Below are 16,729 nucleotides of genomic sequence, written 5' to 3' on the forward strand. Positions count from 1 at the left end.
ACAGGGGCCCACCCTACCGGGGGTGCCCCCACCCAGACCCCATTCTTCCGGACGGGGGCGATCTTGGGGTGGGTGCCTGTGGACAGAGCGGAATTGTGGATAACTCGAGCCGCCGGTTCGGGAGGGCCTAGAGTCGGAGCGCGCCAGGGGCAGACGGCGGGACGGCCGGGTGGCGGGGTGCGATCGGGGAGAGACGTTCGTAGGCGGCGCCCAGCGGCGGGCGCGGGTCGGGGGTGCCGGCGTTGGGCCACAGGGCGAGGGCGCGTTCGGCCATCGCGGTGATCGTGAGGGAGGGGTTAACGCCCAGGTTGGCGGCCACGGCCGAGCCGTCGACGACGTGCAGGCCGGGGTGACCGAAAAGGCGGTGGTAGGGGTCGATCACACCTGTGGCGGGGGTGGTGCCGATCGCGCAGCCGCCGAGGAAGTGGCCGGTGACCGGGCGGCCGACGAGCTCGGTGATCGCGCCGAGGGGGACGCCGTCAATCTCGGCCGCGAGGGCGCGGGCGACGCGGTGGGCGGCCGGCACCCAGTCGGGGTTGGGGGCGCCGACGCCCTGGCTGGTGCGCAGGCGGCCGTGGCGGCGGCGGACGGTGATCGAGTTGTCGAGCGATTGCATGGCGAGCAGCACGATCGTCTGTTCCGACCAGTGCCGGGGCCAGGCGAGCCGGCGTAGGTGGCGGCGGTCGCGGACGAGCTGGCGCAGCCCGGCCTTCCAGCGGGCGCCGGGCGTGTCGTCGACGAGCACGGTGGCCAGCAGGGCCAGCAGGTTGCTGCCGCGGCCGTAGCGGACGGGCTCGATGTGCGTGTCGGCGTCGACGTGCATCGACGAGGTGATGGCGACGCCGCGGCTGAAGTCGGCGTCCCGGCGGCGGGTGCGGGCGCCCAGGATCGACTCGGAGTTCGTGCGGCTCAGCTCGCCCAGGCGGGGGGAGACGTGCGGGAGGCTGCCCTTGTCGCGCAGCCGGTGCAGCAGGCGCTGGGTGCCGAGCGCGCCGGCGGCGAAGACGACCTGCTCGGCGGTGTACGTGCGGCGGCGTACCCCGCCCGTACGGTGAGTGCGCACCTCGTACCCGCCGGCCGCCAGGGGGCGTACGTCGTCGACGGTCGTCAGCGGGAGGACCGTCGCGCCCGCCTGCTCGGCGAGGTACAGATAGTTCTTGACGAGCGTGTTCTTGGCGCCGACGCGGCACCCGGTCATGCACGACCCGCAGAAGGTGCACGTCTCGCGGCGCGGACCGGCCCCGCCGAAGTACGGATCACCGGGCGGGCCGAAGTGGACCCCCACGGGCGTACGGCGGAAGGTCTGCTCGGCCCCGAGGCGCTTGGCGACCGCGTGCAGGGCGACGTCGGACGGCGTCTCGTACGGGTTCCCGGCCACCCCCAGCATGCGCTTGGCCTGGTCGTACGCGGTGGTCAGTTCGGCTTTCCAATCGGTGATGCCGGACCAGCGCGGGTCGTCGAAGAAGCGGCCGGGCGGCTCGTAGAGCGTGTTCGCGTAGCCGAGGGACCCGCCGCCGACGCCCGCGCCCGACATGATCAGCACGTTGTCGAGCAGGGTCAGCCGCAGGATGCCGAAGCAGCGCAGCGCGGGCGCGTAGAGATAGCGGCGCAGGCGCCACGAGGTGCGCGGGAACTGGTCGTCGGGGAAGCGGCGGCCGGCCTCGAGCACGGCCACGCGGTAGCCCTTCTCGGTCAGGCGCAGCGCGGTGACGCTGCCGCCGAAGCCGGACCCGACGACGAGGACGTCGTAGTCGTACGCCATGGCGTACGGTGGCACCGTTGTTGACGTGCTGTCAATAAGGGCGGGCGCATGCGATTCCATCGGGAGGGCCACGGCAGTCCGCTCGTGCTCGTGCACGGGCTCGGCAGCCGGTGGCAGGTCTGGCGGCCCGTTCTGCCGGCGCTGGCCGAGCACTTCGACGTGATCGCCGTCGACCTGCCGGGGTTCGGGGAGTCGCCACCCGACGGCGGCCGCGGCGACGTGCCGCACTTCGCGGACCAGGTCGTCGCCCTGCTCGACGAGCTCGGCGTGGTCCGCCCGGCCGTGGGCGGGAGCTCGCTCGGCGGGGGAGTGGCCCTCGAGCTGGGGCGGCGGGGGATCGCGCGCTCGGTCACCGCCTTCTCGCCGGTCGGGTTCTACGGACGCGGCGGCGCCAAGTGGTGCCAGGGAGTGGTGGGCCTGGCCCGGCGAGGTGGGGCCGCCCTCGGCCCGGTTCTGCCCGGTTTGATGCGGACCCGGGCCGGGCGTGGCGCGTTGTGCGGGATCTTCTACGCCAAGCCGCTGCGGCTGGATCCCGCGGAGTCGGCGGCCGACGCGCGGGCCCTGGTGGCCGCGCCCGGCTTCGACATCGCCTGCCGCGAGCTCGGCAGCTGGCGATTCGCCGGCGGTGGCGACATCCCGGTGACGATCGCCTGGGGCACCCGCGACATCGTGCTGCCCTACCGGCAGGCGGCTCGAGCCCGGCAGTTGCTGCCCCGCGCCCGGCACGTACGGCTGCCCGGCTGCGGTCATCTGCCGTTCAGCGACGACCCCGAGACCTGCGCGAGACTGCTGATCGAAGCGGGCTGAACCCGTATTGGCACACCGTCAATAGGCTGCTACCTTCGGGCGAACATCCCCGGGCTAAGGCGGTCAGCCATGAGCCAGGAAACACCGTCCACGATGGTCGCCGCGTTCCGGCGCACCGTCGCCACCCGCCCGCACGAGATCGCGTTGCGCACCGCCGGCGGCGGCCCGGCCTACACCTGGTCCGAATACGCCGAGCGCGTCGCCGCCATCGCGGGTGGGCTCGCCGAGGCCGGGGTGCGGCACGGCGACCCGGTCGCCCTGCTGCTGACCAACCGCCCCGAGTTCCACTTCTTCGACACCGCCGCCCAGCACCTCGGCGCCGTCCCGTTCTCCTGCTACAACACGTCGTCGCCGGAGCAGATCGAATATCTGCTGGCGGCCTCGGGCGCGACCGTCGCGGTCACCGAGCGGCGGCTGGCCCCCGCGTTCGCGACCAGCAAGCCGCACCGGCTGATCCTGGCCGACGAGGACTTCGGCGGGCCCAGCCTCGATCTCGACGGCGCCCAGGTGACCCCCGGCGACCTGCTCACCCTGGTCTACACGTCGGGCACGACCGGCCGGCCCAAGGGCGTCGAGATCACCCACGCCAACATGGTGGCCATGGTCGGCACGACCGTCCCGCTGCTCGACGTCCGCCCCGGCGACCGGATGATCTCGTTCCTGCCCGCGGCGCACATCGCCGACCGCTGGGCCTCGCACTACATCCACCTGTGGGCGGGCACCGAGCTGACCACCCTGGACGACCACCGGCAGATCCTGGCCGCGCTGACCGAGGTGCGGCCGACCCTGTTCGGCGGGGTGCCCCAGGTGTGGCTGCGCCTGGTGGCCGGCATCAAGCGCATCCCCGAGCTCGCCCCCGCGCTCGACCTGGCCGTGCGGTCGCTGCGGGCCCACGGCGCGGTGCCGGCGGAGCTGGAGCAACGCGTCCTCGCCCCGCTGCGCGCCCAGCTCGGTCTCGACCAGGTCCGCCTGGCGATCACCGCCGCCGCCCCCACCCCGCCCGAGACCATCGAGCTCGTCAACGCCATCGGCGTTCCGCTGATCGAGGGCTGGGGCATGTCCGAAGTGGCCGGCCTGGGCACCCTCGTGCCGCCGGGCGAGTTCCGCACCGGCACGATCGGCCTGCCCCTGCCCGGCCTCGAGACCCGTCTGCTCGACGACGGCGAACTGCTCGTCCGTGGCCCGTCGATCACCCGCGGCTACCGGGACATGCCCGAGGAGACGGCGGCCGCGATCGACGCCGACGGCTGGCTGCACACCGGCGACGTGGCCCGGCAGGACGAGGACGGCTATCTCCGGCTCGTCGACCGCAAGAAGGAGCTGCTCATCACGACCGGCGGCAAGAACATCGCCCCGGCCGGCGTCGAGCTCGCCGTCCGCACGGCCTGCCCGCTGATCGGCCAGGTGGTGGTCATCGGCGACGGCCGCGATCACCTGACGGCGCTGATCGTGCTCGACCCCGAGGCGGCGGCCGACCCTGCCGACCCGGCTGTCGCGCAAGCGGTGGCCGACGGAGTCGCCAAGGCCAACGCCACCCTGTCCCGGCCCGAGCAGATCCGGGCGTACGAGATCCTGCCCGACGTCTGGGTGCCCGGCGGTGAGCTGGTCACGCCGACCATGAAGGTGCGCCGGCACGCCGTCCTGCGGCGCTACGCGGCCGAAGTGGAAGCGCTGTACGCCTCGTGAAGCCGCGCGTCGTCGTCATCGGGGCCGGGTTCGGCGGGATCGCGGCCGCGGCCGCCCTGCTCGAGGCCGGCTTCGACGACGTGACCCTGCTCGAACGGGCGGCGTCGATCGGCGGCGTGTGGCGCGACAACACGTACCCCGGGTGCGCCTGCGACGTGCCCGCGCCGCTGTACTCGTACTCGTTCGCACCCAATCCGGGCTGGTCCCGGCGCTTCCCGGCGCACGACGAGATCCTGGCTTACCTGCGCCGCACCGCCGATTCCCTGGGGATAACCCGGCGCGTCGTGCTCGGCGCCGAGGTCACGTCGGCCATCTGGACCGGGAGCCGCTGGCTGATCGAGACCGCCGGCGGCACCCCGTACGAGGCCGACGTGCTCGTGCCGGCCTGTGGACAACTCGGCAACGCGGTGCCGCCCGCCATCCCGGGCACCTTCGCCGGCCCGGTTGTCCACACCTCGCAGTGGCGCGACGACCTGCCTGTGGACGGCGCCCGGATCGGGGTCATCGGCACCGGGGCCAGCGCGATCCAGCTCGTCCCGGCCCTCGCCGGCCGGGCCGCGCACATCACCGTCTTCCAGCGGACGGCCCCGTGGACCCTGCCGCGCCCCGATCGCCGCTACGGCGCCGGACGCCGTTATGCGTACGGGAAATTGCCGCGACTGCTGCTCCTGCCGCGAGCCGGGGTGTGGGCGATGACCGTGGTGACCGGGCGGGCCATCACCGGCGGCCGGGTGGCGGGCGCGCTCATCCGCACGGTCTCGCGGGCCCAGCGCCGGCTGCAGGTGCACGACAAGGCCCTGCGGGCGCAGGTGACGCCGGAGGATCCCCTGGGGTGCAAACGGGTTCTGTTCACCAACGCCTGGCTGCCCGCGCTGGGCCGCCCCGACGTCACCCTCGTCACCGAGAAGATCCTCGAGACAACCCCTTCCGGCGTACGCACGGCGGACGGCACGGTGCACGAATGCGACCTGCTCGTGCACGCCACCGGGTTCGCCGCCACCGACTTCCTGGCCGGCATCCGGGTCACCGGCCGCGACGGGCGGGCGCTGACCGACGAATGGGCGGCCGGGGCTTATGCACACCTGGGGATGACGGTTCCCGGTTTCCCCAACCTCTTCCTCATCTACGGCCCCAACACCAACACCGGCAACACCTCGGTGCTCTACTTCATCGAGCACCAGGCCGCCTACCTGGTCCAGGCCGTGCGCCGGCTGGCCGCGGGGTCAAAACCGCTCGCCGTACGCCGGGCGGTCGCCGCCGCCTACGACCAGGAGATCCAGGCGCGGCTGGCCCGCAGCGTGTGGACGTCCTGCCGGAGCTGGTATCGCAACGCGGCCGGCCGGGTCGTCACCAACTGGCCCGGCATGGCCGCGGAGTACCGCAAGCGGGTCGCCCGCCTGCGGCCCTCGGATTTCGGCGACTAACGCTTGCCCTTTTTGCCCTCGGGCGGCGGCGTGGGCAGCTTCGGCGCGCTCTTGGCGTAGTCGACCACGATCGGCTTGGCCACCTGCACCAGCTCGCGGGCCCGCCGGCGCACGTCGTCGGCGCTGGTGTGGCGGCCGGCCGGGACGTGGAGCGCGACGTTGCCGACGAAGCGGAGCAGGTCGTCGACCGTACCGGGGAAGATGTTGCAAAGCTCGGCCGCGGCCAGCAGCTGCGACTCGGCCACCCCGGCGACGTGGTCCGACATGCCCGCGTCCCACGCCTTGGCGTGCACCAGGTAGCCGGCCGGGAGCGAACCGGGTCCGCCGAGCTCGCGCAGGGCCTGAGCGCGGTCGGCCTTCGCCGGCTTGGTGTTGTTCACCATCCAACCGAAGCCGCCCGCACCCAGCAATCCACAGGTGAGCAGGGCGGCCTGGGCCGACTCGGTGCCCTTGAACACCACGATGAACAGGACGACCAGGATGAGAGCGCCCGCCATCATCTCGGCGGTGCCGTCGCGGGCCTCGGAGTCCTCGGAGTGGTCGACGGCCCGGGCGATCAGGCCGTCATAGATCCGATCCTCCGGCTGCCACCGATCTTCGCGGACCGGCAGAGTCCGTTGCGGCATGGCGGGGTCCCTTCCGTGGGTGTGGTGACCCTGCTATCGGCCGCCGCCCCGCCCGCTTTACTGCTCCACGCAGAATTCGTTGCCCTCCGGATCGCGCAGCACGGTCAGGCCGTTGGCCTCCCACGCGAACGTGGCGCCGAGCGCCTTGAGCCGCTCGACCTCGGCCGGGATGTCGCCGCCGGGCGCCCGCAGGTCGAAGTGCATGCGGATCTTGCCCTGCTTGGGCTCGGGCACGCGCTGGAACCACAGGTTCGGCCCGCCCCAGCCCGGCGCCTCGACGAAGGCCTTGGCCGACGTGCCGGTCTCGTCGAGCTCGCCGCCCAGCGCGGCCGCCCAGAACTTGGCGACCACGAGCGCGTCCTGGCAGTCGATCGTGAGGCTCTTGATGTACGTCATGACGTGGTGTAGCGGTCGAAGAAGACGACCTCGTCGAGCGGCCGCCGTTTCGGCTGCGACCACTTGCCCCGCTCCGGATACCCGAGCGGGATCAGCGCCATGGTCAGCGCGTCCTCGGGCAGACCCAGAAGCTCCCGTACGTCGTCCTCGTGCTCCGTATAGAGCGTGGTCAGCGTCGAGCCGATGCCGTAGGCGCGCGCGGCCAGCATGAGTTGCTGGACGGCGCCGTAGATGGACGAACCGAGCCGGGGATTGCTGGACCGCTTCGCGCCGAGCAGCACGGGGAAGATCCAGACGGGGGCGTGCTCCAAGCGGGCGGAGAGGTTGTCGGCGGCCCGGAAGGTGGCCGCGCTCATGCCGCCGTCGACGGCCCCGCCGAGGATCTGCTCGCGCCGCGACCCGTAGTTCTTCTCCCAGCCCTCCCGATACCACTCGGCGATCTGCCGCTTGACCTCCGGGTCGCGCACGACGATCCAGGCCCAGCGCTGGCTGTTGCCGCCGCTCGGGCCGCGCACGGCCGCGTCGAGCAGGGCGGTGATGACCTCGTCGGCGATCGGCTCGGCGGACAGGTAACGCCGCGCGGGGGTGGAGTGCAGGCCATCGAGCAGGGACAGGCTTCGCGGATCTTCGGTCGGCATGCCCGGACCTTACCCGCTGGATTTGGGGGCATACTCGCCCGAGGGCCGGAATCGCGATGGCCGGTCGGCATACTCCTCCAGCGCGTGCGCGATCCACCCGGCCGTGCGCGCGACGGCGAAGATCGTTTCCCCGGCGTCCGCCGGCATCTGATATTCCAGTGTGAGGGCGGCCAAAGCCAGATCGACATTCGGCCGTACGCCGGACCGGGCGCCCACCACCTCCGCGAGGCGCTCGGCGGCGTCCCCCGCCCTCGTGTCACCCAGCATGTCGAGCAGGGCGCGGGCCCGGGGATCGCCGCCGGGATAGAGCCGATGCCCGAAACCCGGGACGGGCTCGCCGGCCCGCAGCCGATCCGCGATGGCGTCGACCGGGTCGGGGCGTTCGAGCACCTCGGCCAGCAGGGGGTGGGCGAGGCTGCTGGCGGCACCGTGCAGCGGCCCGTCGAGCGCCGCCAGACCCGCACCCACCACCGCGTACGGGTGGGCCCGGGTCGACGCGGCCACGCGTGCGGCCAGTGTGGACGCCGCGATGTCGTGATCCGCCAGCAGGATCAGGGCCGCCTCGAGCAGGTTGTGCTCCCGCGGGGTGGCCTCCCAAGCGGTGAGCCGGCTCCACAGCACTTCCGCGATCCGAGGCCCGCCCGCATCCGTCGTCCCGTTGTCCGCGGCGGCGTCGCTTTCGACTCCCGGCTCCCGCTCACGGGCCTCTTCCTGCACCCGTTCACCAGCCGCTCCCAGCTCCCGCTCACCAACCCCTTCCGGCGTCTGCTTCCTTCGCGGGTGCCGGTTCGGTCGGGCGGCCCCGGCTGGGGAGGGCAGGGCGGCGACCATCGTGCCCATCAGGGAGCGGGCCGTGGCGATGACGGCGGCCGGGCTCGTGTCGAAGCGCAGGGGATCGCCGGCGGCGGCCGCGGCGGCGATGACGCGCAGGCGGTCGGTGTGCCGGGCCGTGCGGGGGAGCGGGGCGATCACGGCCTCGGCCAGGCCCAGCAGCTGCGGGTCGGGGTCGAACGTCTCGTACCTTCGGGTGCCTGTCCACAGCAGGGCCACGACCTCCTCGAAACTCGCTACCCTGGCCAGCGCGACGGCGTCGTGGCCGCGGTAGTGGAGAGCGCCGTCGCTGATCAGCGTGATGCCGGTCTGGATGCCGGGCGTGGTGGGGCGCTTGCGCGAGGCCAGGAAGGCGTCGACCTCGCGCCGATCGAAGAGGCTCTGCTTGCCGTCGGCGTTGCGCCGGCTGCCCAGCAGGCCGCGGCTCACGTAGGCGTAGACGGTCGCCGGTTTGACGCCGAGCAGGCGGGCGACGTCGGCGGTAGTGAGCGGAGGCGGCTGGCGGGGCATGTGCAGATGCTCTCATATTGACTGGATCAATGTTGACGTCAATATGTACGGGCTCGCATCGTCAAGTCATGCTGACTGTGAATCCAGGGCTGGCCGGCGTCGTAGCGTTCGACACCGAGATCGCCGAGCCCGACCGCGACGGCGGTGCCCTGCGCTACCGAGGTGTCGACATCCGCTCCCTGGCCGGCCAGGTGTCGTTCGGTGACGTCCACGGCCTGCTCACCGACGGCACGTTCGACACACCGCTGATCCCGGCCGGTCCTGTCCCCGTCTCGGCTCCCCGGAGCGGCGACGTGCGGGTCGACGTGCAAGCCGCGGCGGCGACCCTGGCCCCCGTACTCGGGTTGCGGCCGTTGATCGATGTTGACGACGCCACGGCAAGGGCCGACGTGGCCCGGGCATCGGCGGCGATGCTCACCGTCGTGGCCGCGTCGGCGCGGGGCGATCGGCCGCCGGTGCCGGAGGACGTCGTGGCCCTGGGCAACAACGTCACCGAACAGTTCATGATCCGGTGGCGCGGCGAGCCCGACCCGCGGCACGTGGCGGCCATCGACCGATACTGGGTCTGCGCCGCCGAGCACGGGATGAACGCGTCGACCTTCACCGCGCGCGTCGTGGCGAGCACGGGCGCCGACGTCGGGGCCTGCCTGTCCGCCGCGATGGCCGCCATCTCGGGACCGTTGCACGGCGGGGCGCCCGCTCGCGCGCTCGGCATGGTCGCCGACGTCGAGCAGAGCGGCGACGCCCGGGCGTACGTGAAAAAGGTCTTGGACAGCGGGCGGCGGCTGATGGGCTTCGGGCACGCCATCTATCGCGCCGAGGACCCGCGGGCCCACATCCTGCGCGACGCCGCGCGCGAGCTGGGCGCGCCACGCTACGAGGTGGCGCTCGAGCTCGAGCAGGCCGCCCTGGCCGAGCTGCGCGAACGCAAGCCCGACCGCGTGCTGGAGACCAACGTGGAGTTCTGGGCCGCCATCGTGCTCGACTTCGCCGAGGTCCCCGTGGACATGCTCGCCGCGATGTTCACCTGTGCCCGGACGGCCGGGTGGAGCGCCCACATCCTCGAGCAGAAGCGCCTGGCCAAGATCATCCGCCCGTCGGCCGACTACGTGGGCCCGGCCGAGCGCCGGGCCGCCGACCTGCCGGGGTGGGAGGCCGCGGTCAAACGCCACGCATCTTGAGCACCCGTCGGCCGCGGGAGGTTTTGGGCCACGCCGGGACGGGCAGGTCAAAGAGGACACCTGATGACCGCGAGAGGAGTTCTCATGGCCGGCAACGAGCACGACATCAACCGCAGCGCGAAGAGCGGGCGGTTCGTCAAGGAGAGCACGACCGAGCGCAACCCGCGCGAGACGACCACCGAACACGTGGGTGGGGACAAGGACGGCGACCGCGAGGTGCACCGCAGCACCACGACGGGCAAGTTCGTCAAGGAGACCACCGCTGAGCTGCACCCGAACACCACCGAGACGCAGCACATCTGACGCGGGCGGGACGAAAATCGGTCGCGCGGACCCGTGCGTCGTGGAGACCATGGACCGGTGGCAGGTGCACCGGAGGGATTCACGTATCGGGTCCGCAAGAACGGCGACGTCGAGCTGCTGCACCATGGGCGGCCGGCGGGAGTGCTGCGCGGGGCGACCGCCGCGCGGTTTCTCGCCGAGGTGGACGAGAGCGATCCGCAGGAGCTGATGGCCCGCCTCACCGGCAACTATCGGCACGGCAACGAGCGAGTGGCCCGCAACCATCCCCGCAACCGCCGGCACTGACCGCGCCGGCTGCGACACCTCCGCAATCGCCGATCCTGACCGCGCAGGCCCGCTATCGCTGGTCGGCCCTGATCAGCCGCAGCAGTGCGGGCGTCCAGTGGTCCCCGTAGCGTTCGCGCAGGTCGAGCCGCCGCCAGTCCTCCCCGGTGACCACACCCCGGCACCCGGCGGCCTCGCACCGGCAAGACATCTCAAATTCCCGTACGCCCGTCGACGTGGCGTAGTCGTTGGTCAGCTCCTCGCCGGCCGCGATCTCCCGGCGCGCGACGAGCGTGTACGGCGGCCCCCACCACAGGTTCGGATCGCACCCGTGGTTCCCCTTGCCGTTCGCAGTCCCGGCAGGCAACACCAGATGTGCGTCTTCATCAACATTGATCGCGTCAACATAGCCGTCCGCTGCGGACAGGATTCGGCTCAGCTCCGCCGTCGACACCAACAGTCCACCGAGCCGCGACACCGTCGCCCCTGTGGATATCGGGGCCCGAGCGAACAAGCCGTCACCGTCGACCGGGGACGACCGCACCTCCACGGCGGGATGCAGCCAGCACGAAGGTGACGGGGGCGGCCACATGCGCCCACGATCCACCTGGCTCGGCCCGGCTGCAACCCCGCCGTCGTCGCGAGCCTCAGTAGCGGCACCTCAGTACGACCAGCGTGTGGCCCATGACCGCGACCTGCGAGGCCGCCTTCGCGGTTTTGCGGCGTACGGCCAGAAGCGGATCGGCCGTGTTGACCACGATTTCCCACGTACGCCCGAAGGCACGGTCGGGCAGCGTGAATTCGACGTTCTCGCCGAGCGGGTTGAACAGCAGCAGGAACGAGTCGTCGATGATGGGCTCGCCGAGCGCGTCGCGTTCCGGAATACCGTGCCCGTTGAGGAACACCGTCATCGTCATGCCGCTGCGCGTGTTCCAGTCGGCCTCGGTCATCGGCTGACCGTCGCGGCGCAACCACGCGATGTCGGGCACCTTGTCGTCGCCGAGCGGGTCGCCGGTGAAGAAACGGCGCCGCCGGAAGATGGGGTGCTTGGCCCGCAGTTCGGTCAGGCGGCGGGTGAATCCGGTCAGCACGTCCTGATTGCGGGCGTCCTGCCAGTCGATCCAGCTGATCTCGTTGTCCTGGCAATAGACGTTGTTGTTGCCGCCCTGGGTGCGGCCCAGCTCGTCGCCGTGCGAGATCATCGGCACGCCCTGCGACAGCAGCAACGTGGCCAGGAAATTGCGCTTCTGCCGCTCGCGCAGGGCCACGATGTCGGGGTCGTCGGTGGGGCCCTCGACGCCGGCGTTCCACGACCGGTTGTGGCTCTCGCCGTCGCGATTGCCCTCGCCGTTGGCGTCGTTGTGCTTCTCGTTGTACGACACCAGATCGTTGAGCGTGAAGCCGTCGTGCGCGGTGACGAAGTTGATGGACGCGATCGGGCGGCGGCCGTCGATCTCGTACAGGTCGGAACTGCCCGTGAAGCGTGAGGCGAACTCGCCCAGGGAGGCCGGCTCGCCGCGCCAGAAATCGCGGACGGAATCGCGGTAGCGGCCGTTCCATTCGGTCCACAGGGGCGGGAAGCCGCCGACCTGGTAGCCGCCGTCGCCGACGTCCCACGGCTCGGCGATCAGCTTGACCTGCGAGACGATCGGGTCCTGGTTGACCAGGTCGAAGAAGGCGGCCAGCCGGTCGACGGCGTGGAACTCGCGGGCCAGGGCGGCCGCCAGGTCGAACCGGAATCCGTCCACGTGCATTTCGGTCACCCAGTAGCGCAGCGAATCCATGATCAGCCGCAGCGACTCGTGGTGGCGCACGTTGAGGCTGTTTCCGGTGCCGGTGGTGTCGTAGTAGTACTGCTTGTCCTCGTCGACCAGCCGGTAATAGGCGGGATTGTCGATGCCCCGGAACGACAGCGTCGGCCCCAGATGGTTGCCCTCGGCGGTGTGGTTGTAGACCACGTCGAGAATGACCTCGATGCCCGCCTGGTGCAGTGCTTTCACCATCGACTTGAATTCCTGCACCTGCCCGCCGTGCCCGCCGAACGAGGCGTAGCCGTTATGGGGAGCGAAGAATCCGATGGTGTTATAGCCCCAATAGTTCGTCAGCCCGCGGTCGATCAGCGTGCTGTCGTGCACGAACTGGTGCACCGGCATCAACTCGACGGCGGTGATGCCGAGCTGCTGCAGATACTTGATCATGGCCGGGTGCGCCAGGCCCGAATACGTGCCGCGAACGTCGTCGGGAATGTCCGGGTGCCGTTCGGTCATGCCCTTGACGTGCGCCTCGTAGATGACCGTCTGGTGGAACGGGATGCGCAACGGGCGGTCGTTGCCCCAGTCGAAGAACGGGTTGATAACGACCGACTTCTGCGCGTACGGGGCGGAATCGTCCTCGTTGGTCGAGCCGGGGTCGCCGAACCGGTATGCGAAAAGCGCCTCGTTCCAGTCGTTACGCCCGTCAATCGCCTTGGCGTACGGGTCGAGGAGCAGTTTGCTGGGGTTGCACCGCAGCCCGCGGGACGGGTCGTAGGGCCCGTGCACGCGATATCCGTACCGCTGACCCGGCACGATCCGGGGCAGATAGCCGTGCCAGACGAGCGCCTCCCGTTCCGGCAGGTCGATTCGTGTCTCGTTGCCGTCCTCGTCGAAGAGACACAGTTCGACCCGCTCGGCGAGCTCCGAGAAGAGGGCGAAGTTCGTTCCCCCTCCGTCGTAGGTCGCACCCAGCGGGTAGGGGTTCCCGGGCCAGATCTTCATGCGGGCGTTGCTTCCCACTAACCACTCCCGTCAATCCGCGCGATCGACTGTGTCTAGCACTAGGTTGTGACTCAGGGGGTGCGCATGAGTACAGATTTACCGGGCTGGGTGCCGGTCGAACATCGGTGGCTCGGCCTGGATCGCCGCCGGCTCAAGCCTGCCCTTTTCGTCCTGGTTGTCGCGCTGCTGCTGATCTACGGCTGGCCCGCCGTCAACGCGGTGGTGCCGTGGGACAACCCGATCAAGGCGGGTGACGTACTCGATCTGGGTGGCGGCGCGACCGCGGTGCCCCCGGTGGGCTGGCAACTGGAGGACGGCACGCTGGTCAGCGACAACACCGGCGTGAGCCCGGCGCGCGAGACGGTCAAGCTGGCCAAGGCCGGTGCGGTCATCAACATGACGGGTGCCGCGTTCGACGGCACGGCGGCCCAGTTCCTCGACCAGGTGCTCCAGTCACAAGACGCGAACGCCGACATCTCGGGCGCGCCCGGCACATTCACCACCACCTCGGGCCTGGCCGGCGTGGTCCGTACGGCCAGCGGGCCGGCGGGCGACGAACTGCTGGCTGCATTCAAGATGTCCGTGACGTCGCCGGCCAGCGCCCCGGCCCTGCTGGTCGAGGTCAGCACCGCGCCGAACTCCTTCCAGCAGTACTCGGGCGAGATCGAGGCCCTGCTGCGCAGCATCACCCCGGGGAGCGGCGCATGACCCTCATCGGTTCTCCCGCCAAGAACGCCCAGCTCACCGCCATCGAGCAGTCCGGCTGGGGCGCGCCGTTCAAGCTCGTCCAGCCGCACAACGCCGCGTTCTGGGTCTGGCTGATCGGCGTCGGCATCGGCTCGGTCGGCATCGTCAAGTTCTTCGGCGCCGGCTTCGGCACTTACCGGCTCGCCGTGACCAGCGGCATCGTGTTCTTCGGCATCTACCTGATCCCGTGGCTGATCTTCCTGCGCCACCAAAATCGTTACACCGCGCAGCCCGGCGGGTTGCTGGCGACCGGGTTCGCCTGGGGATTCTGCGCGGCGGCGTTCTGGATCGCGCTGCCCGCCAACACCGCGATGCTGGAGATCTGGACCAAGCTGCTCGGGCCGGCCGGGGCGAGCACCTGGGGCGCCGGGCTGACCGCGCCGATCAACGAGGAGTGGGGCAAGGGCCTCGGGCTGATCCTGCTCATCGGCCTGGCCCCGCGGCTGGTCCGCAGCAGCTACGACGGGTTCATCATCGGGGCGTTCATCGGGCTCGGCTTCCAGGTGTCAGAGGACATCCTGTACGCCTACAACAACGCGACCGCGACGTTCGGCGTCGGCCAGGTCGAGTCGTCGCTGTACATCCTCGCGCTGCGCGGCTTCGTCGGGATCACCTCGCATGCCCTGTTCAGCGCCATCTTCTGCGCCGGCCTCATGTGGATCCTGGGCCGCGCCCCCGGCGAACGGCACGTCGGCCGCGGCCTGGCGGCGTGCCTGGCCGCGATGTTCCTGCACTTCGCGTGGGACGACGCTGCCGGCCTGTTCGGCTGGAACGACTTCCTGCTGTTCGCCGCGCCGTACCTGCTGCTCATGCCGCTGGCGATCGCCGTGCTGCTGGTCGTGCGCAGGCTGGCCTCGCGCACCGAGCGGGCCTGGATGCGGGAGTTGCTGGCCCCCGAGGTGGAGGCCGGGGTTGTGGACAACGACCTGCTCGCCGCGGTGAGCGGTCTCCACAGGGACCGCAAGCACTTCCGCAAGCTTGTGCACAACCGCCGGCGGGCCGACCTGCTGATCGAGAGCGCCGGCGATCTGGCCCAGGAGATCGCGGCGGCGGCCGGCACGGAGACCCCGCGGGTCGCCCACGCTCGCCAGGAGCTGTTGCGCCTGCGCGGGGCCGCGCCATGAGCCTCACGTACGCCGAGGTGGGCGCCACCCGCAAGGAGCCGCTGCCACCCGGGTACGGCCACGTCGTGCGCGACGAACTGATCGGTCACGGGCGGGCGGCGTTCGACCGGGCTGTGGACAGCCTGCTCGACTGGCGTATGCACAGGGCCGCCGGATTCCGCATCGTCCGCGGTGGGGAACGGGCCGCCGAGGGTGTGGATATCGTGCTGCGCTTCTACGGCCTGACGGTGCCGTGCCGGGTCGTCTACGTGGTCGACGAGCCATCGCGGCGAGGCTTCGGCTACGGCACATTGCCCGGCCATCCCGAGCGGGGCGAGGAGGCATTGGTCGTCGTCCTGACCGCCGACGACGAGGTCCGGTTCCGGATCCGCGCCTTCAGCCGGCCGGCCACGCTGCTGACCCGCCTCGGCGGCCCGCTCGCCCGGCTCGGGCAGCATTATGCGACCAACCGCTACATCAAGGCCCTGCGGTCGCTTGCCCAGCCGGATTAGACCTCCACACGACCCGGGCCGTCCACTGCACCATCTTGTGCGCTTAGGAGGCGGCTGGGCCGACCTTGGAGCAACAGCTTTCGCGCGATCGGTTCGTGCGGGCGCCGAGGTTACCTCTTCAGCACCCGGGCCAGCCTGGCCAGCGACTCCAAGCGATCGGGCTCGGCCGGGATCATCACCACGCTGGTCGCGCCGGCGGCGTGCCGAGCCGCGATCTGAGCCCGTACGTCATCGGCCGTTCCCGCCAGCGCGAGTTCCCGCACCCACTCGTCAGGCATCGTCGCCGCGAACTCCTCCGGACCCGCCGACGCCTGGCGATGCCGGGCGAGCTCACCCGCGAACGGCAGGTCGGCCAGATGCGGCGCCCAGTCCGGCTCCCCGATCCAGGCCAGCCCCGGCCGCACCAAATCACGCGCGGCCCGTCCGTCATCGCCGACCACCGCCGCGTCGTAGGTGATCACCTCGAGACGCGCCCCGGCGGCGGTCACCGTGTCGCGCGGGTTCGAGCCGTCGGCCATCTGCCGGATGGCGGATCCGATGTACGGTGGCGCGGCCGGCTCGGCCAGCAGCACGCCGTCGGACACCCGCCCGGCCACGGCGATCGACTTCGGCCCGCGCACACCCAGCACCACCGGCGGCACGACCTGTGGATGCTCGCCGATCACCACACCCTCGACGTTGACGTAACGCCCGGCCGCCGGCCCCGGCTCGCCGCGCAGCAGCGTGCGCACGGCGACCGTGTACTCCTCGAGCAGCGTCAGCGGGCTCGCCGGCCACGCACCGACCTGCCGCATCCAGTCGGGCATGCCGTGCCCGATCCCCGCGACCAACCGGCCCGGGAACAGCTGGGCCAGCGTCGCCAGCTCCATCGCCGCGAACGCCGCATTCCGCGCACCGGCCGGCAGAATCCCGATCCCCACCGTGCTCCGCGACGTGCGGGCCAGCACCGCCCCCGCCTGCGCCACCCCACCCCGGAACCCGAGGTCCTCCACCACCCACAGCTCGTCGAAGCCGAGCTCGTCGGCCCGCTGTGCATAACTCAAGACCTCGTCCACAGGCAGATCCCGCGGCAACATGACCCCAACACGCGACACGTCAACACACCCTTCCCGTACGCGGCCACGCCGCCACCGGCTCCGGACGCCTCGCCTGCCGCTTGGCCGGCGCCTGCCTCTTTCGCATG

17 protein-coding genes are annotated in these 16,729 nt (G+C 71.2%); 9 read left to right on the plus strand and 8 right to left on the minus strand.

Annotation, left to right across the window (positions count from 1 at the left end; all coding sequences use genetic code 11):
- Positions 1-127: 127 nt before the first annotated feature.
- On the minus strand, positions 128-1,762 hold the full coding sequence (locus JKJ07_RS25720) for a GMC oxidoreductase (RefSeq protein ID WP_202994626.1): 1,635 nt from the start codon (positions 1,760-1,762) through the stop codon (positions 128-130).
- A 48-nt stretch (positions 1,763-1,810) separates the two neighbouring features.
- Between JKJ07_RS25720 and JKJ07_RS25725 the strand changes: the two genes are divergently transcribed.
- The 3 genes from JKJ07_RS25725 (at position 1,811) to JKJ07_RS25735 (ending at position 5,679) form a co-directional block, all read left to right on the plus strand.
- On the plus strand, positions 1,811-2,569 hold the full coding sequence (locus JKJ07_RS25725; protein ID WP_202994330.1) for an alpha/beta fold hydrolase: 759 nt from the start codon (positions 1,811-1,813) through the stop codon (positions 2,567-2,569).
- Between the two features lie 69 nt (positions 2,570-2,638).
- The gene (locus tag JKJ07_RS25730; protein WP_202994331.1) at positions 2,639-4,255 is read left to right on the plus strand and encodes an AMP-dependent synthetase/ligase; all 1,617 of its coding nucleotides are present in this window, start codon (positions 2,639-2,641) and stop codon (positions 4,253-4,255) included.
- On the plus strand, positions 4,252-5,679 hold the full coding sequence (locus JKJ07_RS25735; protein ID WP_202994332.1) for a flavin-containing monooxygenase: 1,428 nt from the start codon (positions 4,252-4,254) through the stop codon (positions 5,677-5,679). The genes JKJ07_RS25730 and JKJ07_RS25735 overlap by 4 nt, the downstream gene beginning before the upstream one ends.
- On the opposite strand, the gene JKJ07_RS25740 is transcribed toward JKJ07_RS25735, so the two are convergent.
- From JKJ07_RS25740 to JKJ07_RS25755, 4 genes are read right to left on the minus strand one after another with little or no spacing between them, the layout of a single operon-like run.
- Positions 5,676-6,305 (minus strand): hypothetical protein, encoded by a 630-nt coding sequence (locus JKJ07_RS25740; RefSeq protein ID WP_202994333.1) that lies wholly within the window; start codon positions 6,303-6,305, stop codon positions 5,676-5,678. The two genes, JKJ07_RS25735 and JKJ07_RS25740, sit on opposite strands and share 4 nt — an antisense overlap.
- Positions 6,306-6,362: 57 nt before the next feature.
- Positions 6,363-6,701, minus strand: coding sequence for a VOC family protein (locus JKJ07_RS25745; RefSeq protein ID WP_202994334.1), 339 nt, complete (start codon positions 6,699-6,701; stop codon positions 6,363-6,365).
- A complete protein-coding gene (locus JKJ07_RS25750; protein WP_202994335.1) occupies positions 6,698-7,339 on the minus strand; it encodes a nitroreductase family protein in 642 nt (213 codons plus the stop codon). The genes JKJ07_RS25745 and JKJ07_RS25750 overlap by 4 nt, the downstream gene beginning before the upstream one ends.
- Before the next feature lie 9 nt (positions 7,340-7,348).
- Entirely contained in the window at positions 7,349-8,680 is a 1,332-nt protein-coding gene (locus tag JKJ07_RS25755) for a citrate synthase (RefSeq protein WP_202994336.1), read from the minus strand.
- 68 nt (positions 8,681-8,748) lie between these two features.
- On the opposite strand from JKJ07_RS25755, the gene JKJ07_RS25760 reads away from it, so the two are divergent.
- The 3 genes from JKJ07_RS25760 (at position 8,749) to JKJ07_RS25770 (ending at position 10,449) form a co-directional block, all read left to right on the plus strand.
- Positions 8,749-9,861 (plus strand): citrate synthase 2, encoded by a 1,113-nt coding sequence (locus tag JKJ07_RS25760; protein ID WP_202994337.1) that lies wholly within the window; start codon positions 8,749-8,751, stop codon positions 9,859-9,861.
- Between the two features lie 63 nt (positions 9,862-9,924).
- Positions 9,925-10,164 (plus strand): hypothetical protein, encoded by a 240-nt coding sequence (locus JKJ07_RS25765; protein WP_236029864.1) that lies wholly within the window; start codon positions 9,925-9,927, stop codon positions 10,162-10,164.
- A gap of 57 nt (positions 10,165-10,221) precedes the next feature.
- Complete coding sequence (locus JKJ07_RS25770) at positions 10,222-10,449, plus strand: hypothetical protein (RefSeq protein ID WP_202994338.1); 228 nt, start codon at positions 10,222-10,224, stop codon at positions 10,447-10,449.
- Positions 10,450-10,501: 52 nt separating this feature from the next.
- On the opposite strand, the gene JKJ07_RS25775 is transcribed toward JKJ07_RS25770, so the two are convergent.
- Positions 10,502-11,020 carry an SET domain-containing protein gene (locus JKJ07_RS25775; RefSeq protein WP_236029865.1) on the minus strand — a complete coding sequence of 173 codons (519 nt, stop codon included), beginning with the start codon at positions 11,018-11,020 and terminating at the stop codon, positions 10,502-10,504.
- Between the two features lie 55 nt (positions 11,021-11,075).
- The gene (glgX, locus tag JKJ07_RS25780; protein WP_202994340.1) at positions 11,076-13,184 is read right to left on the minus strand and encodes a glycogen debranching protein GlgX; all 2,109 of its coding nucleotides are present in this window, start codon (positions 13,182-13,184) and stop codon (positions 11,076-11,078) included.
- A gap of 84 nt (positions 13,185-13,268) precedes the next feature.
- On the opposite strand from glgX, the gene JKJ07_RS25785 reads away from it, so the two are divergent.
- From JKJ07_RS25785 to JKJ07_RS25795, 3 genes are read left to right on the plus strand one after another with little or no spacing between them, the layout of a single operon-like run.
- Positions 13,269-13,892 (plus strand): hypothetical protein, encoded by a 624-nt coding sequence (locus JKJ07_RS25785; RefSeq protein ID WP_202994341.1) that lies wholly within the window; start codon positions 13,269-13,271, stop codon positions 13,890-13,892.
- Positions 13,889-15,055: a PrsW family intramembrane metalloprotease gene (locus tag JKJ07_RS25790; protein ID WP_202994342.1), complete on the plus strand. Its 1,167-nt coding sequence runs from the start codon at positions 13,889-13,891 to the stop codon at positions 15,053-15,055. The genes JKJ07_RS25785 and JKJ07_RS25790 overlap by 4 nt, the downstream gene beginning before the upstream one ends.
- A complete protein-coding gene (locus tag JKJ07_RS25795) occupies positions 15,052-15,546 on the plus strand; it encodes a DUF1990 domain-containing protein (RefSeq protein WP_202994343.1) in 495 nt (164 codons plus the stop codon). Before JKJ07_RS25790 ends, JKJ07_RS25795 begins: the two co-directional genes overlap by 4 nt.
- A 110-nt stretch (positions 15,547-15,656) precedes the next feature.
- Here the strand turns inward: JKJ07_RS25795 and JKJ07_RS25800 are convergent, their stop codons facing one another.
- A complete protein-coding gene (locus JKJ07_RS25800) occupies positions 15,657-16,640 on the minus strand; it encodes an LLM class flavin-dependent oxidoreductase (protein ID WP_202994344.1) in 984 nt (327 codons plus the stop codon).
- Positions 16,641-16,729: the final 89 nt, after the last annotated feature.

The sequence above is a fragment of the Paractinoplanes lichenicola genome (genome assembly GCF_016785085.1).
Lineage (GTDB): Bacteria > Actinomycetota > Actinomycetes > Mycobacteriales > Micromonosporaceae > Actinoplanes > Actinoplanes lichenicola.